At 63.2% G+C, this 21,395-nt stretch carries 16 protein-coding genes; 8 read left to right on the top strand and 8 right to left on the bottom strand.

Going from position 1 to position 21,395, the window contains the following annotated elements; genetic code table 11:
- Positions 1–206: 206 nt before the first annotated feature.
- Positions 207–2,330 (top strand): alpha-amylase family protein, encoded by a 2,124-nt coding sequence (locus tag AXK11_RS00310; protein ID WP_068628187.1) that lies wholly within the window; start codon positions 207–209, stop codon positions 2,328–2,330.
- A 78-nt stretch (positions 2,331–2,408) separates the two neighbouring features.
- On the opposite strand, the gene AXK11_RS00305 is transcribed toward AXK11_RS00310, so the two are convergent.
- On the bottom strand, positions 2,409–3,557 hold the full coding sequence (locus AXK11_RS00305; RefSeq protein ID WP_082780701.1) for an ABC transporter substrate-binding protein: 1,149 nt from the start codon (positions 3,555–3,557) through the stop codon (positions 2,409–2,411).
- A gap of 139 nt (positions 3,558–3,696) precedes the next feature.
- On the opposite strand from AXK11_RS00305, the gene AXK11_RS00300 reads away from it, so the two are divergent.
- On the top strand, positions 3,697–4,905 hold the full coding sequence (locus AXK11_RS00300) for an LptF/LptG family permease (RefSeq protein ID WP_068628198.1): 1,209 nt from the start codon (positions 3,697–3,699) through the stop codon (positions 4,903–4,905).
- A gap of 490 nt (positions 4,906–5,395) precedes the next feature.
- On the opposite strand, the gene AXK11_RS00295 is transcribed toward AXK11_RS00300, so the two are convergent.
- From AXK11_RS00295 to xylA, 3 genes are all read right to left on the bottom strand, one after another.
- Positions 5,396–6,571 carry an SGNH/GDSL hydrolase family protein gene (locus tag AXK11_RS00295; RefSeq protein ID WP_068628183.1) on the bottom strand — a complete coding sequence of 392 codons (1,176 nt, stop codon included), beginning with the start codon at positions 6,569–6,571 and terminating at the stop codon, positions 5,396–5,398.
- Positions 6,572–6,729: 158 nt separating this feature from the next.
- Positions 6,730–7,149: a hypothetical protein gene (locus AXK11_RS00290; protein ID WP_068628182.1), complete on the bottom strand. Its 420-nt coding sequence runs from the start codon at positions 7,147–7,149 to the stop codon at positions 6,730–6,732.
- A gap of 303 nt (positions 7,150–7,452) precedes the next feature.
- A complete protein-coding gene (gene xylA / locus AXK11_RS00285; RefSeq protein ID WP_068628181.1) occupies positions 7,453–8,808 on the bottom strand; it encodes a xylose isomerase in 1,356 nt (451 codons plus the stop codon).
- Between the two features lie 101 nt (positions 8,809–8,909).
- Here xylA and AXK11_RS00280 point away from each other — a divergent pair, with 101 nt between their 5' ends.
- On the top strand, positions 8,910–9,185 hold the full coding sequence (locus tag AXK11_RS00280; RefSeq protein ID WP_068628179.1) for a hypothetical protein: 276 nt from the start codon (positions 8,910–8,912) through the stop codon (positions 9,183–9,185).
- A gap of 28 nt (positions 9,186–9,213) precedes the next feature.
- Here the strand turns inward: AXK11_RS00280 and AXK11_RS00275 are convergent, their stop codons facing one another.
- Positions 9,214–10,041, bottom strand: coding sequence for a DNA alkylation repair protein (locus AXK11_RS00275; protein ID WP_068628175.1), 828 nt, complete (start codon positions 10,039–10,041; stop codon positions 9,214–9,216).
- Positions 10,042–10,131: 90 nt separating this feature from the next.
- Here AXK11_RS00275 and ligA point away from each other — a divergent pair, with 90 nt between their 5' ends.
- Entirely contained in the window at positions 10,132–12,483 is a 2,352-nt protein-coding gene (gene ligA, locus AXK11_RS00270; protein WP_068628174.1) for an NAD-dependent DNA ligase LigA, read from the top strand.
- 250 nt (positions 12,484–12,733) lie between these two features.
- On the top strand, positions 12,734–13,870 hold the full coding sequence (locus AXK11_RS09140) for an acyltransferase family protein (RefSeq protein WP_082780699.1): 1,137 nt from the start codon (positions 12,734–12,736) through the stop codon (positions 13,868–13,870).
- A gap of 4 nt (positions 13,871–13,874) precedes the next feature.
- On the opposite strand, the gene AXK11_RS00265 is transcribed toward AXK11_RS09140, so the two are convergent.
- Positions 13,875–14,711: a DUF4886 domain-containing protein gene (locus tag AXK11_RS00265; protein ID WP_197456724.1), complete on the bottom strand. Its 837-nt coding sequence runs from the start codon at positions 14,709–14,711 to the stop codon at positions 13,875–13,877.
- Between the two features lie 349 nt (positions 14,712–15,060).
- Between AXK11_RS00265 and AXK11_RS00260 the strand changes: the two genes are divergently transcribed.
- Both AXK11_RS00260 and AXK11_RS00255 read left to right on the top strand, forming a co-directional pair.
- Positions 15,061–16,629, top strand: a complete 1,569-nt coding sequence (locus tag AXK11_RS00260) for an alkaline phosphatase (protein ID WP_068628196.1) — start codon at positions 15,061–15,063, stop codon at positions 16,627–16,629.
- Between the two features lie 456 nt (positions 16,630–17,085).
- Positions 17,086–18,579, top strand: a complete 1,494-nt coding sequence (locus AXK11_RS00255; protein ID WP_082780697.1) for an OprO/OprP family phosphate-selective porin — start codon at positions 17,086–17,088, stop codon at positions 18,577–18,579.
- A 246-nt stretch (positions 18,580–18,825) separates the two neighbouring features.
- On the opposite strand, the gene AXK11_RS10325 is transcribed toward AXK11_RS00255, so the two are convergent.
- On the bottom strand, positions 18,826–19,179 hold the full coding sequence (locus AXK11_RS10325) for a type II toxin-antitoxin system PemK/MazF family toxin (protein ID WP_343124252.1): 354 nt from the start codon (positions 19,177–19,179) through the stop codon (positions 18,826–18,828).
- Complete coding sequence (locus AXK11_RS00250) at positions 19,166–19,552, bottom strand: hypothetical protein (RefSeq protein WP_068628171.1); 387 nt, start codon at positions 19,550–19,552, stop codon at positions 19,166–19,168. Before AXK11_RS00250 ends, AXK11_RS10325 begins: the two co-directional genes overlap by 14 nt.
- 121 nt (positions 19,553–19,673) lie before the next feature.
- On the opposite strand from AXK11_RS00250, the gene glpK reads away from it, so the two are divergent.
- Entirely contained in the window at positions 19,674–21,320 is a 1,647-nt protein-coding gene (glpK, locus tag AXK11_RS00245; protein WP_068628168.1) for a glycerol kinase GlpK, read from the top strand.
- Positions 21,321–21,395 lie beyond the last annotated feature (75 nt).

Here is a 21,395-nt window from a genome sequence, read left to right as displayed (position 1 = left end):
GGCGGACCCCCCAAAAAAAAGCCGCACAGTAAATGGGAGCGGGCACTGCCCGCCGCCGCCCGCGTAGGGCCGCCCCACGCGCAGTGGGGGCTGCGTTCCGCCGCGTAGCGGCGGAACCGATTCCCAAATTAAATGGAAGTGGCGACTCGCCACCGCCCCACGCTCAGTGGGAGTCTGAAAATTCCCCACCACCCTTTTTCTCCCCAATGAAGCCCCTACGTTTCCGGCAAGTTCACCTCGACTTTCACACCAGTGGCGCGATCCCCGGGATCGGCGCGTCGTTTGACAAACTGCGTTTTCAAGAAGCCCTGAAGCGGGGCCGCGTAAACTCGATCACGCTGTTTTCCAAATGCCACCACGGCTACAGCTACCACCCGACGCGTGTCGGCGCCCGCCATCCGCATTTGCAGACGGACCTGCTCGCCCGCCAGATCGAGGCCTGCCGCGAGATCGACGTGCGCTGCCCCATCTACCTGAGCGCGGGGCTCGACGAGTACGCGGCGCACCAGCACCCCGAGTGGATCGTCAAGCGGCGCGACGGGACGACTGCCGTGCCCTTTAAATCGAGCTGGCGGATGCTGCGCTTCAACTCGCCGTACCTCGACTACCTGTGCGCGCAGATCGAGGAGGTGGTGCAGCGTTGGCCGGATAACGATGGGATATTCCTGGACATCATCTCGGCGCAGCTCGACTACAGCGACGATGCGCTGGAGGAAATGCGCGCTGCGGGGCTCAACTCGGAGGACGAGGCCGATGCGCGCCAGTACGCCGAGTCGGTGCTGTACCGCTACTTCGAGCGCACGACCGCCGCGGCGAAGTCCGTGCGCGCGGACACCCCCGTGCTTCACAACTCGGGCGACGTCTCGCTGGGCAACCACCGCGCCCAGGATTTCAACACGCACTTCGAGCTCGAATCGTTGCCCACGGGCGGTTGGGGCTACGACCACTTCCCGCTGCTCGCGCGCCATGTGATCACGCGGCCCAAGGACTTCCTCGGGATGACGGGCAAGTTTCACAACACGTGGGGCGAGTTCGGCGGCTTCAAGCGCGCCAATGCGCTGCGCTACGAATGCGCGGCGATGCTCGCCTACGGCGCCAAGTGCAGCATCGGCGACCAGCTCCACCCGAGCGGCGAGATGAACCCCGATACCTATGCGCTGATCGGCGAGGCCTATGCCGAGGTCGAGGCCAAGGAGCCCTGGTGCGGGGCGGTGCGCCCCGTGGCGAAAATCGCGATTGTGAGCTCGCGCCAAAATCAGGCGCGCTGGAGTGCCGACCACACGAGCGGGCTGGCGGCTGACGAAGGCGCGGGGCGGATGCTTCTGGAGCTGCACCAGCCCTTTGTCGTGCTCGACGAGCACGCGTCGTGGGACGGCTACGAGGTCGTCGTCCTGCCCGAGGGCTTTGTGATGAGCGCGGCCAAGCGCGAGCAAGCGCAGGCCTTTCTCGCGCGCGGTGGGCGGATCCTCGCGGCGGGCTCGGCCCTGCTCAACGAAGCGCGCGATGCCTTCGCACTGCCGCCCGTGGCGGGCGTGAGCCTGCGCGGGCGGAGCCCCTACGACCCCGACTACCTGCTGGCGACTGCGCTCACTCCGCGCGTGCCGGTCAAGTCGCCCATCGTGATTCACGGCGGCGCCTACGAGGTCGAGCTCGGCGAGCAGGCGAGTGCCCCGGCGGCGGGCGCAGTGAGCGCAGTCGCGATTCTCGCAGCGCGGCGCGTGCCGTATTTCAACCGCACTTGGGAGCGCTTCTGCTCGCACCAGCACACGCCCGATGCGCCCGCGCAAGCGGCACAGCCGCTCTCTCCGGCGGCTGTCGCGAGCGAGCAAATCGCCTACTTCGCGCACGATTTGTTTACGGCGTATCGCCGTCAGGGGCAGCCGCTGTATCGCGATTTTTTCGAGGCCGCGCTGCGGCATCTCTTCGGCGGCACGCTGCCGGTCGAGACGGCCGCGCTGCCGACGAGCGGGCGCGTAAACGTGCTGGAGCAAGCTGCCGAGCGTCGCTACGTGGCCCACCTGCTCTACGCGCCGACGAACGTGCGCGGCACGTTTAACGGGAAGCCGATTGAGATAATAGAAGACCTCGTCCCGCTGCGCGGCGTGGAGCTCACGCTGCGGCTGCCGCGGCTGCCGAAAACCGTCCGCCTCGTGCCCTCAAGGACTTCGCTCGAATTTGCGGCGCAGGCCGCGAAGACCCCCGCTGCGGGCAACAGCGGCCGCGCCGGCGGCGGAGAAGCGGGCACAGGTGACGGCGCGGGTGGCGAATGCACGGTGCGCTTCACCGTGCCCGAGTTTACCGCGCACCAAATGGTGGAGCTCGCCTACTAAAGAAAAGACCGCACTACGCGTGCAGCGGTGGCGCCCCGCCACCGCCCCACCGCGCAGTGGCGGGGCATCGTTTACCTTCTACGGGGCGACTTCGCTCACGTAGATGAACTGGCCGCAGCGCACGGTCATGATAGTGGCGGCTTTGGAGGCGTTGCGGTTTTCGTCGATGTCGGTGCGGCCGGTGACGCCGGGCAGGTCGCGGGTGGAGGCGAGTGCGTCGCGCAGCGCGGCGGGGTCGGTCGTCCCGGCGCGTTCCAGGGCATTGATGAGCAGCAGTGCGGCATCGTAGCCGAGCGCGGCGAAGGCGCCGGGCGTTTCGCCGTCCCAGCGCGCGCGGTAGTTTTTGACGAATTCGACGACCTGCGGGGCCTGGTTGTCGGGTGAGTAGTGGGTCGAGTAGTAGATGCCCTCGACGGCGTCGCCGCCGATTTCGATGAGCTCGGGCTCGCCCCAGCCGTCGCCACCCATGAGCGGGACGGTGATCCCGAGTTCGCGCGCCTGCTTGGAGATGAGGGCGGTCTCGGTGTAGTAGGCGGGCACGTAGATGGCGTCTGCGCCGCTGGCTTTGATGGCGGTGAGCTGGGCCTTAAAGTCCTTGTCGCCTTCGGCGAAGCGCTGCTCGGCGGCGATCGTGCCGCCCTCGGCGAGGAAGGTATCTTTAAAGTGCTTGGCGAGGCCGACGCTGTAGGCGGAGGAGACCGAGGAGAGGATGGCGACGCGCTGTAGCCCCAGTGACTCGCGCGCAAACTTCGCCATGACGGTGCCCTGGAAGGAGTCGAGAAAGCACACGCGAAACACGTAGTCGCCCGCTTGCGTGACGCTCTCGGCGGTGGAGGCCGGGGAGATCATCGGAGTCTTCGTGAGCTGCGCGATGGAGGCGATTTCCAGTGAGCGGCTGGATACGACTTCGCCGAGGATGGCGACGACCTTGTTGCGCGAGATGAGCTTGCGCGCAGCCGTGGCGGACTCGCCCGCCTTTGACTGGTTGTCCTCGCTGATGAGGCGCAGTGGGCGACCGAGGACGCCGCCGCGTGCATTGGCGGTTTCGAGCGCGAGCACGATGCCGCGGTGTGCGCCCTGCCCAAAGGCGCCTTCCTTTCCTGTGAGCGAGGAGATTTCGCCGATCAGGATTTCGTCGCTGTCTCCAGCGTGTTTGGGGGCGCAGCCGGTGAGCGCGAGCAGGAGCGGAAGGAGGAGTAGGAGAGTGCGGCGGGTCGGGTTCTTCATTGTGAAAATGGTGGGAGAGTGACTCTGCGATTCGGAGAGAATTTGAGGGGGGAGAGCTGGGGCACTCAAACGGGTTCGGCGAGTGAATGCCTTTGCATCGGGAGGGGCCACGGTTTTCTGTCTCCGCCTCTTTTCCCCCGTGAGTATCTATGATCGTCATTTGTTGCGCGAGTGGTTGCAGGTCTTGGCGCTCGTCCTGGCGGCCATGATCGGGCTGCTCCTCGTGCAAGTGCTCTACGATGACTTTCGGATGTTGAGCGACCTCGGGGCGGGGGTGGCGGATTTCGGGCTGTACGTGCTGGTCACGCTGCCCGGGTTTTTGGCGATCGTGCTGCCGGTCGCGTTGCTGCTCTCGCTGTTGTACGCGCTGGGGCGGCTTCATCGGGCGGGCGAGCTGGTCGCTCTGCGCGCAGCGGGGGTTGGGCTTTGGCGAATCACGGTGCCGGTGTGGCTCGTGGGGCTGCTGATGTGCGCGGTGACCGGGGTGCTCAATGCGAGCGTCGTCCCGTGGTCGGTGGAGACATCGCGCGCGCTGCGCGACTCGCTGGAGTTTCGCCACAGGGCGGAGTCGCAGCCGGAAGATGCGATTGGCGCGCAGCGGCGCATCGGCTTCGACAACCGCACGGCGGGGCGGGAGGGGGCGGGCGGGCGCCTGTGGTTCATCAACCGCTACAGCCAGTTCACCCAGCGGGCCTACGGAGTGACGGTCTCGGTGTTCGACACAGGAGAGGCGCGCGAGGTGCGAGGCGCGGACGCTGCGTCAGGCGCAGCGGCAAATGCTGGGGCGGGCGTGGCGGGAGGGCGGCGCGAGGCGCGGCGAATCGTCGCGGCGCAGGCCTGGCCTGACCCTGCGCGCGGCGGCTGGGTTTTCGCGAATGGCCAGGAGCTTTTCTTTAATCCGGAGACGGGAGAAATCCGCGAGCCGCGCCCTTTCGCAGAGCACTTTGAAGCGGGTTATGACGAAGAGCCCGCGCTGATGCTCACCGTGGATCGGCGGCCGGCGGACTTGTCGTTTTTCGAGCTGCGTCGCCTGGTCGATTACTACGCGGCCGAGGGGGCCGGTGCGAAAGGGGCCGCCTATGCCGTGCGCTACTTCGGCCTCGTGGCCGATACGCTGGGCCCGCTGATCGTGATCGCGCTGGCGATTCCCTTTGCTGCCTCCGGTGTGCGGGTGAATCCGGCGGTCGGCGTGTCAAAATCGATCGGACTCTTCTTTTTGTACTACGTGCTGATGAACCTCGCGAGCTCGCTCGCCGTGAAGCAAGTACTCGACCCCGCGCTGGCCGCCTGGCTCCCCAATGCCGGAATGACCGGCATCGCCGCCTGCCTTTTCGTCCGCCTGCGCTAATGTGCCTTTGGGCGCGTTTTGCGCACCTCGCGAGACGCGCGAGCCGGAGCGAAACCGCCGGGCCGCTGGCCTGCCTGCGCGCTGCGGATTCTACTTATCTGGCTGGTGCGGGTACGTATGCGTTTGGGTTTATCGGAAAACGGGTGCGGCGGATACGCGTATGGGCCGATGAATCCCTTCTCAATCCCGCAGTCACTCCTCTTTGCTTTCTTCTTCTCCAGCCGCCGCCGCTTGGCCGATAAGAAGGCTCCCTCCGATCTCAAACGATAATTAAACCGAAGACATCGATAAACTATGGCTCCTATAGTGATGCTACTTGGCGCGATATGCCTCGGCTGCATGTTCATGGAAATGTGAACTCACCCGCGGCGCGGCCTGCCATTTTCTCCACATAACACTACGAGGCTCTGAAATGCGAAATTTCAGAGCCTTGTTTTTTTGGGGGGATTGAAGATCGAAGCGCTGCCGCAGAGGCGCGCGCGGCTTCCCCTCACTTGAACAACCCGAGATCGATGGCGTGTGCCATCGCGTAGAAGCCTGCGGCCGAGGGGTGCAGGAAATCGCCCGTGTCGTACTTCTCGGCGAGGTAGTCTGGATCGGTCGGGTCGCGCAGGACGGCTTCGAAGTCGATGATCGCGTCGTAGCGGCCCTGCGTGCGCGCCCATTCGTTAATCGCCTTGCGGTGCGCCTCGCCGGTTTCCCGCCAGTAGCCCGCGCCTTTAAAAGGAGGGATCGTGGCCCCGTAGACTTTGAGCCCGGCCGTATGCGCGCGGTCGATTATCTGCTCGTAGGTGGCGATGAGCTCGGCGGCAGTCGGCGCGCTGTCTCCGGCTTCGTGCGAGAGGCCGCATTGGCCGCAGTCGTTTACGCCGATGTAAACGACGAGCCAGCGTGCACCGCTTTGCTGGAGCACGTCGCGCTCAAGGCGGTCCGGTGCCGTGGGGCCGTTGGACGCTTTGTGCAGGAGGCAGTTTCCGGAAATGCCTTTGTTAAGGACACCGATGCCGCTCGCCTCGCCCGTGCTGTGCAGTCGGCGGGCGAGCTCGTCGCCCCAGCGCAAGTGGGAGGACGGGCCGACGCCACCATCGGTGATCGAGTCGCCGAGCAGGACGATGGCGCCGCGCGGCGTCGCAGTCGTGGCGACGTCGAGGGCGTGGATGAAGAACCAGCGCGGGGCGCGTCCGTATTGATCGGGCGTCGTCGATTGGGCGTGGCGGTAGAAGCTCCTCGACACGGCGGGGGCGCTGCCGTGGCCGCTGTGTGTCGCGGGGGCCTTCTTGATGTGCAGCGTGATGGCGACGTCGCTCAGCGCGGGCAGGGGGAAATCAACCGCATCGGAAACGGCGTCCTGCCCTGCGGGGATCGTAAATGTGCGTTGGCCGCCGACGGTGAGCGGCGTGTGCTGTGCCTTGGGCTCGGTGGCGTTGGTGTCGCCTTTCGGAAGGAGCGCGAGCGAGGCGGCTGCGATGACAAGCTCGCTCTCGCCGTAGAGATTACTGAAGTGGAGCCGGACGCGGTCGCCGCCCGCGGAGACGCGGACGTTCTGGATCAAGATTGCGTCGTCGAGCCTGGGCGTGAGATGATCCACCCCGAGGGGCAGAATCGAAGTCGCCCAAGTAGCGACAAACTCGGAGTCAGCGGGAGTAGGAGCAGAGGGTGTAGTCATTTTTTTTGGGGAGCGTGCTGCGCTTCCGTTGACCGCGTAGAGGCCCAAGGCGAGCGCAAACAGTCAGCGACTGTCACTCCGGCGTAAGGCTCCTCTCTCCCGCCGCGCAACTCCTGTGAAAGCCGGAGCGCGGCGTGGCGGTCGCGGTGGCTGGCCTCTTAGTCGAGGAGTTTGTCAAAGAGTGTAGCGATCATTCCCTCGGGCTTTTTGGGGATGAGGCCGGGTTGGCGGTAGTGGCCGGTAGCGATCAGTTTTTTCGTGCGCGCGTGGGCCGCGCTCAGGTGCAGCTCGATAAGGTAGGAGCGGAAGTCCCAGGTCCAGCGGGCGTCGTAGGTGATGAGGATTTCGGTATCCTCGGGCATCATGGTGAGGTGCCCGTGGCTGGCCTGGAAACCGCGGCGGCGCAGCTCGGCGGCGATCATGGCATCAATGGCGTGGTTATCGTTTAGCCGCGTCTCGACATACACGCGGCTAAACTGGGCAAGGTTTGCCTCGGCACTGCGCCGCGCAGTCTTCGTCGCACAGCCAGTAAAAACAAAGGCCGAGAAAAACAGCAGGAGAATCGTCAGCAGGCGCATGGGCAGCGCAGAGTCTGGATGCAATCGCTCCCCGCCAACAAGTATCAGTGCGTGCGCACCTGCTGCGCGCGCTTTCTCATCCGGCCGCTGCCAGGCTGGCTTTCCCGAGGGCCGCCGGACACGCGATGAAACAGGAGGCTGGAGGCAGGGCGGTTTCCTCCTGTGTAAAAAAACAGGCCGCTACGGTTGGTTCCGTGAGCGGCCTGTGATGGACTGAGAGAGGGGGCGGGCGTCGAGCCTGGCTGCGTTTATACCCGCGGGTGCTGCGATTTTGCGCACGCGGGTAATAAGCGCAGTCCCTTTCTAGCCGTGGAGGTAGGAGCTGATGAGGTTTTCCAGCAGCTCTTGTTTGCCGGAGCGCAGCTTGGGCTCGCCGAGTTTGCCGAGGACGAGTTTTTCGAGGCTCTTGAAGGTCGCCTTGCCGCTTTCGATTTCGGCACCGTAGCCGCCGTCGTAGGAGGAGTAGCGCTCGGCGACGAAGGCGTCGAGCTGCCCGTCGGCGAGGATCTGGCGCGCGATTTTGAAGGCGAGCGCGTAGGAGTCCATGCCGCCGATGTGTGCGTGGAAGAGGTCGTCCAGGTCGATGGACTGGCGGCGCAGCTTGGCGTCGAAGTTGAGCCCGCCGGAGCCGAGGCCGCCCGCGCGCAGGATCGAGACCATGGCGAGCGTGAGCTCGCGCACGTCGGTGTTGAACTGGTCGGTGTCCCAGCCGAGGAGCACGTCGCCCGCATTGGCGTCGATGGAGCCGAGCAGGCCTTGCGAGGCGGCGACTTCGATCTCGTGCGAGAAGGTGTGGCCGGCGAGGGTCGCGTGGTTGGTCTCGATGTTGAACTTGAAGTGCTTTTCGAGGCCAAAGGTGCGCAGGAAGGCGATGCCGGAGGCGACGTCGAAGTCGTACTGGTGTTTGGTGGGCTCCTTGGGCTTGGGCTCGATGAGGAACTGGCCTTTGAAGCCGATGGCCTTTGCGTGATCGACCGCCATGTGCATGAAGCGTGCGAGGTGCTCTTGCTCGCGCTTCAGGTCGGTGTTGAGGAGCGTGTCGTAGCCTTCGCGGCCGCCCCAGAAGACGTAGTTTTCGCCGCCGAGCTCTTGGGTGACTTCGATCGCTTTCTTCACTTGCGCGGCGGCGTAGGCGAAGACGTGTGCGTCGGGGTTGGTCGCCGCGCCTGCCATGTAGCGCGGGTTGGTGAAGAGGCAGGCGGTGCCCCAGAGGAGTTTCACGCCAGTCGCCTTTTGCAGGGCTTTGGCGTGGGCGACGAGTTTATCGAGGTTTTTGTTGGACTGCGCCAGCGTGCGGCCTTCGGGCGCGATGTCGCGGTCGTGGAAGGCCCAGAAGGGCGACTGGAGTTTCTGGAAAAACTCGAAGGCGGCATCCATGCGCTTCTTGGCGACGGAGATCTCGTCTTTGCCCTGCTCCCATTTGCGCGTGATCGTGCCCGAGCCGAAGGGGTCGGCCCCGGTGCCGCGAAAGCTGTGCCAGTAAGCGACCGAGAAGCGCAGGTGCTCGCTCAGCGGTTTGCCGTCGAAGACTTCGTCGGGGTTGTAGTGCCGAAAGGCCAAGGGGTTCTTGGTGGCGGGGCCTTCGTAGGCGATCTGGCCGATTTTGGGAAAGTGCGCAGTCGCACTCTTTCGGGATGCAGGTTTCGAGGCGGTTTTCATAAGAGGAGACTGTCGGGGTGAGTGGGTGTTTTGATAACTGTTAAGCAGAGCGGGCCTTGGGGTTGAGCCGTTTGATGGCGGTGGCTTTAAGCTGTGTTTCGATGACTCTATCAAATCTTTTTACCGCCGAGACCTGGCCGGAGATCGTGGGCTATGCGGCCTCGGTTTTTGTCGTGCTAAGTTTTGTTTTCAAGGGGGTTAAGGCGATCCGTGTGGTCAATGGTATCGGCTGTGTTTCGTTTGTGATTTATGGCGCATTTAATGCCGGTGCGATTTTGTGGCCGATCGTCATTCCCAACGCGGTGCTGTGCGGCTTGCACCTGTATCATTTGTTTGTGGGAACGCGCCGTGGCTCGGCGGCGAATCCGGCGCGGTGAGTTTCCGGCGCGGCGCAATCGAAACATTTTACGCGCGCGGCAGGGGCGGGAGGGAGCGCTGGGCGCGTTTGCAGATGCGCTGCGTGGCGGCGCAGAGGCTTTCGCTGAGCCAGCGCGCGCAAGTCTCGCGAACCCAGCCCGGGCGAGTTTTCGAAGCGTCGTTTAGCCAATTGGCGACCGAGTCCTGGACGTAGGGGGAGGGATCGGCGCGGAGCGGCTCCAGGATGGGCAGGCCGAGCTCGGGCTGCGTTTTGAGCGTGTCGATGTGGGCGCACCAGACGCCGCGCGGTCGCAGCGCTTCGCAAGCCCAGCGGCGCAGCCGCTCGGACTTTTCGCGCGTCCACGGCACGAGCAGCGAGATCGCTTCGTCGAGCTCGGCGGCGAGGGCGGGTCGCAGCGCCATCCAGGCCCATTCGCGCGCGCCGAAATGTGGGTCGTCGGCCAGAGGGCGGATGCGGGTGAGCCGCTGTTTGAGCGAGAGCTTCGGCTGCCGTGCGAGCAAGTAGCAGGCCCAGCCGCGTACCGTGTCGGAGCCGTGGGTGAGCAGCTTTTCAAAGGCCGTTTCGCCGAGCTGCTCCAGCAGCAGCTCGCCAGCGAGGGCCATGCGCTGGGTGATGCCGAGCTCGGCGGCTTCGCCCATTTCTTCGATGACGGTTTCCTCGAGCTCGGGAAACGCGGCCTCCATCAGTACGGCGAAGTCAATCGCGAGGTTTTCTACTAGGTGCGTGGAGGGCGCGCCTGCGTGGAGCGCGGCGAGTCGCTCGGGGCTGATGTCGCTGCGCTTGCGGCCCGTGCCGCTGCGTGGTTTGGGTGGGACTTTCGTCGCAGCGGCGGCAGCGGTTTTGGAGGGGCTCATTGCGGCGAGACGTTGGGGGCTTCTGCGCAGGCCACAAGACTGCAAGGCGCGGGTTGAAAACTTGAGGCGGCTACTCCCCAATCGCGGGTGATGACCGTGCCCGAACCCGCTGGCTCCGACCTTGCCGCTGTTGCCGAAAAAATCGCGCGCTTGCGCGCAGAGATTGCGCGGCACGAGCTGCTCTACCGCGTACACTCGCAGCCCGAGATCAGCGATGCGGAGTACGATGCGCTGCTGCGCGATCTGGCGGGGCTGGAGGCGCAGTTTCCGCAGTTTGCCTCGTCGGATTCGCCAACGGGAAAAATCGGCGACGACCGCACGAGCGGCTTTGCGACTTATCGGCATCGGCAGCCGATGCAGAGCCTCGACAACACGTATTCACCGGACGAGTTGCGCGAGTTCGACGCGCGGCTGCGAAAACTGCTCGGGCACGAGGGCGCGTGCGCTGGCGAGGGTGAAGTTGGGCAGCAGGGCAATCCTGCCGGACAGGCGCCGCTGGCTTACGTCGTTGAGCCCAAGATCGACGGGATCGCCGTCAGCCTGACTTACGAGCGCGGCCGGCTCGTCCGCGCTGTCACTCGCGGCAACGGAATCGAGGGCGATGACATCACGGCCAATGTGCTTACGATCACGACCCTGCCGCGCGAGCTGACGCCGAGCGCGGGCGCGCCGCTCCCGGAACGGGTCGAAGTGCGCGGGGAGATCTTCATGAGCCTGGCCGAGTTTGAGCGGATCAATGCCGAGCGTGCTGCTGCAGGCGAGCCGCTCTACGCCAATCCGCGCAACCTCTGCGCTGGAACCATCAAGCAAAAGGAGGCGAGCGAAGTCGCGCGCCGCCGGCTCGAGATCGCGCTCTACGCGCTCGGCCACTGCGAGCCGCTCGGCGCACTGCCCGAGTCGCAGCGTGCGGTGCAGGCGCGCTTGCGCGAGTGGGGGCTGCCTGTCGTGGAGAAGTTTTGGACGGCGCAGGGCGCCGACGAAGTGTGGCGCGCGGTGCAGGAGCTGGAGTCGCTGCGCAGCCGCTTCGCCTACGCGACGGACGGTGCGGTGGTGAAGCTCGACTCGCTGGCACTTCAGCGCGAGGCGGGCGCGACTGCCAAGGCCCCCCGCTGGGCGATTGCCTACAAGTTTGCGGCTGAGCGCGCCGAGACGCTGTTGACCGACATCACGCTGCAAGTCGGCCGCACGGGCGTGCTCACGCCGGTTGCCGAGCTGCGGCCCGTGCAGCTTGCGGGCACCACTGTCTCGCGCGCGACCTTGCACAACTTCGACGAAATCGCGCGAAAAGACATCCGGATCGGCGACTGGGTTTTCGTGGAAAAAGCGGGCGAGATCATCCCGATCGTCGTTGGCGTAAACCTCGCGCGCCGCATGCCCGTGCCCTACCAGCCGCCGCAAGTTTGCCCCGAGTGCGGCACGCCACTGGTGCGCGTCGAGGGCGAGGTCGCGCTGCGCTGCCCAAACTACGATTGCCCGGCGCAGGCGCGCGCGCGAGTGCGGCACTACGCGTCGAAAGCCTGCGTCGATATCGACGGCCTCGGCGAGGCAATGGTCGAGACCCTCATGGCCAAGGGCTGGGTGCGCGACATCGCCGACATCTATCGACTGCGACGCGAGGATCTGCTGACACTCGGCAAGCGCGTCGAAAAATCGACCGATGCGCTGCTGGTGGCGATCGAGGCGAGCAAACGCGTCGAGCTCTGGCGAGTGATTCACGGCCTCGGCATCATGCACGTGGGCGCCAGCGTGGCGAAAAACTTGGCGCGGCGATTTGGCTCGCTGGAGGCATTGGCCGCAGCCTCGCTCAGCGATTTTCTGGGCCCGAAAAAGGAGAGCCTGGTTGAGGGCATCGGCGAGACGATGGCGCGCGCGATTGTCGCGCACTTTGAGCAGCCGCAGACGCGTACGCTGCTCGCCGACCTGCGCGACCTGGGCATCGCGCCCGTGCCGCCGGCAGGGAGCGGAGAGGGCGCTGCTCCGGCAGTGTTCTTGGGTAAAACCTTTGTCCTCACGGGCACGCTGCCCGACATGACGCGCGAAGAAGCGGCGGCCAAAATCGAAGCCGCAGGCGGCAAGGTGAGCAGCTCCGTGAGCAAGAAAACCAGCTACCTGCTCGCAGGCGAAAACGGCGGCTCGAAACTCGAAAAAGCCCGCAGCCTCGGCGTGCCCATCATCGACCAAGCGGAGTTCCTGCGACTCCTGGAAGCGCCGCCGTCGCCTCCCGCTGTGGCCGAGCCTCCGGAAAATGCGCCCGCCGCCACCCTGAACCATCCCGCTGCGCTCACCGTATCACCAATATCCGCTGCATTCGCCAACGAAGCCGAGTCACCATCCGACTTGCCGGCACCACCGGATCCCGCCTTGGTACAGCCCGCTAAACCCAAAGCTTCCCCCAAAGTGATATCATCTGAGGAATTACTTGCCCCAAGTACATTATTCTAGCTGTGAGCCGAGCCGAACTGGTCACTCGGGAGGGGCGTTAGCGAGTGTAGCTGGCGCGTGCAATCCCGGAAGCGACTACCTCCATTCTCCAGGGGGGGCGGACAATCTTCTGCCAGGGAGAGAGGGACCCTATGTTGAAGTTGCTTGGTTGAAGGTAGGTTTTTGCTGAGGAACGAATTATGACACAAAATGGTGCAACCGGTGCGCCTGAAGGCAGTCGGTATGAAGGTGTGCAACACCTTCGCACTTGATGAGTTCTCAATGGTCTTCTGTTTCCCGCCCTTCTAACGGTTTTCCACCAAAAAAACTGCGTTTCGCCGAGATTGATAGCCTGCGCGCATTTGGCTGCGTTGCAGTTGTTGTTTATCATATAATCTGGCAATTTAATAAAGTCGCGGGAGGCGGCTTTTGGCTTTACAATTTACTCGGAGAGGAGGGCAATGGGTTCGAGGGTTTTTTGGTGTTTTTTATTATCAGTGGGTATGTGATCCCTGGCTCTCTGCGAGGAGAGCGATTTCTAGCTGTTAGGCGATTTGCCATCTCTCGCTTTTTTAGGCTCTATCCTTCATTCTGGTTCGTTTTGATACTTGGCAGCCTTGGGAAATATAGAACTCTTTGGGATGGACGATTCTGGTGGGGACTAACCATGCTACCCTCGTTGGCCAAGGTGGATATTGTTCTTGGGCACTTTTGGGCTCTGGAAGTCACCGTTATCTCCTATGTGGTATTAGCGCTGCTTTTCTTGATATTCGGAAAATTGCGACTGCGGATTGTTTTCCCTGCTTACCTTATTTCGCTTGCATTATCGTTCTCCCGACTTGCGCTTCCCTCCGCTAGAGGGCTTTGGGGGCGACTACCTGTTTTCTTATCGTTACTGTTTTTTGGAGCGTGTGTGCGAGAGATTATGCGGCTAGATTTTCCGCGAAGTAAAGTACGGGGGCAGAGGTGCAACTGGTCTCGCTGCATTGGGGTAGGCGGAGTGGCGGCGGGGATGGTGGTTATATCCCTATATCATATATGGTTAGGGAAAGCGTTTGGGGATGAGGGGAAAGTTCGGCAGTTTTTATTTCTGCTCCTTTGGGTTATTGTATTTCTCTTCTGGGCAGTTTTAGCACCGGTGAGACTGTCTCTTATGAGAGTAGTTGGGCGTGCTAGCTACTCAACTTACCTCTGGCATATGGTCATTATCCATACGGTAGTTATTGGCATCAAGTCGGGACTGTTTAACATATTGGCTGGTTGGCCCTTACCACTATACGTTGCGGTATTTCTGCCGGTTTGCCTGGTATTTGGAGCTTTCGCTTATCGATGGGTTGAGCAGCCAATTGGGGAGCTGGGAAAGCGGATTGCAGATGGGCGAGCGCGCGACCCGTCGCGCGCTCGTTAGGGGGTTACTTTTTGATTTTGGAGACTTTGAAGGGCGTTTTGACTGCTTTGTAGGCGGCTTCTTTGGCGATGCTGCTCTGGAGTTCTGTAATCGAGTCGGGCTTGTATGGGTTTTTGCGCACATCCAGGCCGAGGAGCTTTTCGTACCAGGTACAGGCAGCGATGAAGCGGCCGTATGTCATTTCGAGATGATACCCGTCTTTGGTCAGTGTATCGCCGAGTGAGCTGGTTCGTGCGTTCTGAACAGCGGTGCCACAGGGGATTATGAAATGAATATCTTTTAGCTCCGAGATCTTCCTGGTCGTCTCGATAATGGCGTTATACATTTTCTCCTGGCTGCGGTCGTAGTTGGCGAAACCACCGTGTGTGGAGTCGTGCTGGTAGGCCCAGGTTTGGTGATAAACGATTTTTGCATTTGGAGCCTGCTCGCGAATATAAGCCAAAAGCTGCGGCAGGTGCTTCATGATGACGTCGTATCGGCCAGAGTCGGGGCTGACTTGCTGCACGCTGATGTAGTCCCAGTCCTCGTCTGCTATCCCCTGAGCTAGGGTAACGTTTTGGGTGACTGTTTTAACATACATCGACTCGATTTTACGATAGCTGTAGGGGTGTTTGTTTTCCTTGATATTATCCACGTGAAAGTGGATCGGGGCGCCTCCAATATAGAGATTGCCAATGATGATTTCTCGACCGGCGGCTGCCGCGAGCTCGAAGAGATATTGCTCGACCGCGTCTTCGGAGAAGCTGTTGCCAATGGCCAGGACTTTCAGCGGCGGTGGGTTTCTATCGACTTGCTTTGCAGCAAAAAGCGGCAGGTGCAGTACTGCTGCCAACGAGAGCATGAACAGTTTCTTCATATGGGGGATCTTCAGGTTTTCAGACGTTTGGGGGGAGCTGCTCCAAGAGCAGGGTTGGGTAGAAATCCCTAGGCGCGTCTAATACCCCAAATCAAGCCCCGATTCTCTCTGTGCGGGTTGTTAATATGCTCTGCGCGCGGGGGCTGGCGATTGCTGCTGCCTGTTTGTGTGCCAGCGCAGTTACCGTTTCGGTTTTGCCCGACGAAAAGCTTCGCAGTTTTGAGCCTGTGGTGTAGGAGCTGCGGGTATGACTCGGTGTATTCCCCATATTCCCCAGTTTCGCCCTTTTCCTTCGTCGCTGATTGTTTCGCGGTGTGTGCCCGCTTTTCGTGCGCTGCTTTCCGGCGTTTTGGTGTGGGTCGCTTTTTCTGCGGCTTCTGTTGCACGAGCGGCTCGCGCGGGGGAGGGGCCTTCTGCTGAATCGAGGGCTGTCGAGGTGCAGGTGGCTCGGCCGAAAAATGTGATCGTGATGATCAACGATGGTGCGGGTTGGGGCACTTGGGATGCCACGGCTTATTGGCAATATGGCAGTCGGGCTGGGCTACCCTACGCGGATTTCCCCGCGCGCTACGGGATGACGACTTTCCCGCTCAATCCGTCGAGTAGCCCGACTTACGACACGGTTTCGCGGGTGGGCTACGATGTGCAGCGGGCTTGGGACCTTAACCCGACGGATAACGAGGTCCTGCCTTTCGCGGCCTATGAGTACCTCAACACGACACCGACCGACAGTGCCGCCGCAGGCACTGCGCTTTCCGCCGGAATCAAGACTTACAACTCGGCGGTCAACTACGACAACTACGGCCAGCCTGTGGACTACAGCACGCTCGTGGCCAAGCGCACGGGCCGCGCGACGGGCGTGGTGACCAGCGTGCCTTTCCCGCATGCGACTCCCGCGGCCTTTGCCGCGCAAAATTACTCGCGCAACAACTACCTCGGCATCGCACACCAGATGCTCACGCAAGGCCACCTCGATGTGATCATGGGCACGGCGGGCGCGCGCGGTTTCGATGTAAACGGTGTTCCCTATCCGGAAATGGGGGCCGACGAGTGGGCGGCGATTCGCAGCGGCTACCTGCATCACGTCGTGACGGACGATGACTGGGAGCAACTGGAGGCGGGCACGCTTGTGCCCCGCGGCAGCGCGCGCGCCTGGCAACTGATCCGCAGCAAAGCCAGTTTTGAGGCACTGGCCGATGGGCGCCTCCGCCCCGACGGCCCGCTGATCGGCGTGCCCGAGGTCGCGACCACGCTGCAATACGACCGCCAGGCCGAGGTCGTCGGCCACGATGCGGCAAACCCTTCCGGCGTCGCCTACATCAAGACTGTCCCGACACTGGCGACGATGACTCGCGGTGCGCTGCGCCACCTCGCGCGTCGCTCCGATGTCGGCTTCTTCGTCATGATCGAAGGCGGCGCGACCGATTGGGCCGCGCACACCAGCTCGCAGCCGCAGCCCGAGTACGGGCGCCTGATTGAGGAGACCCTCGATTTCAACGACGCCGTCGTGGCGGTGATCGAGTGGGTCGAGGCCAACAGCAGTTGGGAGGAAACGCTCCTGATCATCACCACCGATCACGGTAACGGGATGCCTTTTGGGCCGGATGCGCAGGCCGAGCCTTTTCAGCCGATCGTCAACAACGGCAAGGGCCGCATGCCGGGCTTCAGTTTTCGCCGCACGGGCGGCCACAGCAACGCGCTCGTGCCGTTGTGGGCCAAGGGCGCAGGCGCGGAGCAATTCGCCCGCCGCGTGCGCGGCCTCGACGCCCGCTATGCCAAGTACGTCGGCTGGAACAACGGCCAATATGTGGATAACACCGACGTGGCCGCAGTCGTCATGGCCGTCCTCCAGGGACGGCAAGTCGAGTGCCTCTGCGAGCAGCAGCGAGAGCGCTCACGCTGAGCGAATAAGCGCGGGCCGGCGCACCGCGTTTATGGGGGCGGGCGGGGCAGGTGGTGCGGCTGCGAGCGTGCAGCGGACGTTTGGGCGAGACTCATCAAGCGCGCTTCCCGCACTCGCCTTGATGCGCCGTCAACCCGGCTGCGAAGGGCAGCCCCTCAATAGGGCGTAAACCCATTCGGGCGATTTTTTTGGTTCACCGAAAAAAACTGGGCCGTCGCCCCGATGGGCGGCCAGCGAGCTGCCCACAAACTGAAAGAGGCTAAAACCCCTTTTAGAAGGCGGTTTGGTGGAGCCCATTAGCCCGACACAACTAGAAGTGTGTCATATGCTTATTTAATACTTTTGTTTTTTAGTATTTTACTGATGTTTAAGTTCCTTCTTTAACCCGATCTCAACACCACGCAGGTCGGCCAACCGTGGCTGAGCTGCGGGCCAAACCGAGGAGTTAAACGTCTCATGAAATACCCATCCTTCTTCCCGAATCTACGCACTGCGGCGCTGGCCGGCGCAGTCCTGGCCTCCACATTTGGCGGCAGCGCAGCCCGCGCGGCTGATGGTGATGCGACACCCGCCGCTGCCACCAGTTCCGCCGTCCCTGATAATGCGCAGCTCCTGCGGCTGATCGAAGCTCAGGCGCGCCAGATCGAGCAACTGGAGGCGCGGCTCGCCGCCCTTGCCGAGCGTGGGGCCGAGGCCACGCCGCGTGCTCCCACCACGGCGGGCGCTGCTGCCCCTGCCGCCACGAAAATCCTTTACCCCAGCGAGGTCAGCAACCGCGTGGAGGCTTTGGAAAAGCAGGCCGCAGGGCAGCCCAAGATCAACTGGTCGCGCGGTGCCGCGCCGCAGTTTACGAGTGCCGATGGCAGCCTCTCATTTCGGCCGCGCGGGCGGGTGCTCATCGACTTTTCGGGGACGGGCGGTTCGCGCTTCGGCGGGCTCAACAACTCGGGCACCGAAGTGCGCAGCCTGCGGCTCGGTTTCGAGGGCAAGTACAACCAGATCAGGTGGGAGCTGGAGGGCGACTTCGCCGACAATACGACGGCCTGGAAAGGCGCTTACGTGGCCTTCGGGCACAAGCTGTTTGGCAACAGCGCAGACCTGACCGTGGGCAACCGGCTCCACGATCTGGGGATCGACGGCGCGAGCGGCATGCCGAGCGTGCCCTTCCAGGATCGCAACGTCGTGGCCCTCGCGCTACAGCCCGCCTCGGGCACCTTCGGCGTGGGGATCACCGAGCGCGTCGGCGGCGACAATTGGCATGCCAGCCTCGGCGTGACGGGCAACGACCTGAGCAACCCGGGCGACAACAACGACACGCTGACTTACCGCGCGCGCGCCCACTACAACCCGGTCAAGGGCAAGAACGGCACCGTGCACCTCGGCGCCTGGGGCACCTACGAGGACTTCGCTCCCGGCCAGGGCAGCATCGTGCGCAACTGGGCGATCGGCGGACACTTCAATGACAACGTGAAAACCCGCGCGGGCGCGTTGGCCGGGGCGACGAGTGCGAGCGCCTATGGCGTGGAGCTGGGCGGTTTCCGCGGTCCCTTTTGGGCTTACGGCGAGTACGGTCGGCGCGAGGTAAAGTCCGCCGTGGGCGCGCGCGACTACGATGCGTACGCGGTTTCGGCTGGCTGGTTCCTGAGCGGAGCGACGCCCGCATACAATGCGAGCACCGGTACTTGGGGCGGGGCAAAGGTGGCGCATCCGGTGACCTCCGGCGGCGCGGGAGCCTGGGAGCTCAAGGCGCGCTACGAGTCGCTCGACTACGGCAAGCTGCCGGGCGGCGGCGAGGGCGACGCGTGGACCGTCGGCGTAAACTGGTACCTCAACAACTACAGCCGGGTCCTCTTTGACGCGGTGCTGTGGGATACCGACAACCGCTCCGGCTCCTACCTCGGTGCCGACGACGGCTACACGATCAACACCCGCCTCCAGCTCACCTTCTGACGACCGCAGGTTGTTCTCACCGGGCGCGGCCTTGTCGGGCCGTGTCCCTCAAATCCCCCCGCCTTCGCAAAAGGGGCCGCCTTCAGGATTTGGACTGGCGGCACAGTTCAACACTGCGCCGCCGCTTTATACCCAAGGTGGTGAGTGCCGAGGACGCCGAGATGCACGGCCGTTATAGTACCTTGCAAATCCACCATATTTTGGTCGATTTACGAGGATGATAAAGCCGCCGCGCAGCGCTCGAAATCAAGGAATTGCTGGAGGGGTTTCCTGCGGTGACCCTAAAGTTCGAGATGCTCCCTGAGGCATTCTGCGACGAGGTCCAGGTCGCTTTGGGATAGCGCTCCGACGCGTGTGGTAAACCTTGAGTTGTCTCCCTATCTGGTCGACCAATGCTTTGGCGAGCTGCCCTCCAACTGTGACAATCGTCTCGGGCGGATAGAGTCGGGCTGTCTTGCTGGATAGAGGGATGATGGTCGCCCTGCCTTTGCGGCGGATTGAAGCTTCGTTGCTGATAATCAAGGCCGGGCGGGTTTTCCGAATTTCGGTGCCGACTGTGGCTTTCGGCCCGATCACCCACCAGACTTCACCACGCTTCATCGTTTTCATTGATGTCTGTGATGTCGTTGACGAACCCATTACCCCACTCGCGGGCTTCAGTTTCTCGCTCATCATCAGCCGCCGCCGCCCGGTAGCCGGCTTCCATTTGGACAGGGCTCAGGCCTGCGTGTTTTGGTAGCATACCGGGCTTCCAATCCCACATGCCGTCCGGGACGGCGGCGATTTGTGCTTCCCGAGTTTTGTCTTCCGCCAGCCCGGCAGCATTTGACTGTGGGTGGATTTTGTCAGGCGCACTCTGAAAACATGCTCTCAGCAGGTCGCCGAAAAATGTCCTCAATTTCTCTTCGGGGATGCGGCTGCGCAGATCTTCATAAACCGCATCATCCAGCGTAATTGTGAGTTCCTTGGACATAAATGATACGGTTTCCGTCTGAACCGGGATTTACGTCCTGACGTATTTAAGTCAAGTGGAGCGGCGTGCTGTGCCATTCGCTCTATTTTTCGGCCAATTCTGAGCCTTTTTTTACCCCGCTATGAGTGACTCGCTTATCCTCGCGCTTGACCAAGGGACGACTTCGTCGCGCGCCATCCTCTTTGATCGGTGCGGGGCGATCCGGCACATGGCGCAGCGCGACTTTCGGCAGATTTTTCCGCAGCCGGGTTGGGTGGAGCATGATCCACGCGACATCTGGGAGTCGCAGCTCGCAGCGGCTCGAGCGGTCATCGCGGAGGCTGCGGATGCGCCGACTCCGGCGGCAGCGCGTGCTGCTACAAGCGGGGAGCTGGCTCGTGCCACCGGGAAAGGCCTCACGGCAGAGGCCCCAAAAATCGCCGCCGTCGGCATCACCAATCAGCGCGAGACGACGCTGGTGTGGGACCGGCGTACGGGGGAGCCGATTTACAACGCGATTGTGTGGCAGGATCGGCGTACGGCGGAGTATTGCGACGCGCTGCGCGCAGCAGGGCATGCCGCCATGATTCGCGAGAAAACCGGGCTCGTCCTCGATGCGTATTTCTCGGCCACGAAGCTGCGCTGGATCCTCGACTCGGTGCCCGGCGCCCGCGCCCGAGCGGAGGCGGGCGAACTGTGTTTCGGGACGGTTGACACGTGGCTGCTCTGGAAGCTGACCGAGCCGCAGCATCCGTCGGCGGGGGCAGCGGTGCTCTCGGTCGAGGCGCGCAAGCATGGAGCGCCCGCCGCCGCGACGCGTTTCATCACCGATGTGTCCAACGCGAGCCGCACGCTGCTCTTCAATATCCATACGCTGGATTGGGATGAAGAGCTGCTCGCGCTCTTCAGCATCCCGCGCGCGTGCCTGCCCGGGCTGCGCGGCAACAGCGAAGTCTACGGCCACACGGCGGCGGGGCTTTTCCCCGGCCCGCCGATCCCGATTGCGGGCATGGCGGGCGACCAGCACGCCGCCCTCTTCGGGCAGATGTGCCTGCGCCCGGGCATGATGAAAAACACCTACGGCACGGGCTGCTTCCTCATGATGAATACGGGCGGCGTGCCGGTGACCTCGCGCAACCAGTTGCTGACCACCGTCGCGTGGAGGCTCGGCAGCGAGGTGACCTACGCGCTGGAGGGCAGCGTGTTTGTCGCAGGCGCGGCGATTCAATGGCTGCGCGATGGGTTGCGGCTAATCGAGAGCGCGCCCGAGGTGAACGCGCTCGCTGCCAGCGTCGAAGACAGCGGCGGGGTGGTCTTCGTCCCCGCGCTGACGGGGCTGGGCGCGCCTCATTGGGACGGCCATGCACGCGGCACCCTGCTGGGGCTTACGCGCGGGACGAGTGCGGCGCACATCGCGCGCGCCACGCTCGAAGGGATCGCGTGCCAGGTCTGCGATATCGTGCGCGCCATGCAGGCCGATGCGGGGACGGTCTGCGCGGAGCTGCGCGTCGATGGTGGCGCGAGCGCGAGCGACCTGCTCATGCAAATCCAGAGCGACCTTCTGGGGCTAAAAATCCTGCGCCCACAGACTCGCGAAACGACGGCCTTCGGCGCGGCATACCTGGCGGGGCTGGCCGTCGGCCACTGGAGTAGTGTTTCGGAAATTCAGACGCAGTGGCACATCGACCGGGAGTTTAGCCCGCAGCTCCCGCGCGAAGCTGCCGCGCGGCTCACCCAGACCTGGGCGCGTGCAGTGGATCGCGCCAAGGCCTGGGCGGCCGGAGCCTAAGCTTTGGTCACTGTATGAGCTGCCCCTGCGCGGGGGGCGGTGGTGGGGCGCCACGTGCCATTGAATTTGCGATTT

The sequence above is a fragment of the Cephaloticoccus primus genome (genome assembly GCF_001580015.1).
Classification (GTDB): Bacteria; Verrucomicrobiota; Verrucomicrobiia; order Opitutales; family Opitutaceae; genus Cephaloticoccus; species Cephaloticoccus primus.
Note: the sequence above shows the minus strand (reverse complement) of the source record. Positions and strands in the feature narration are given on the sequence as shown.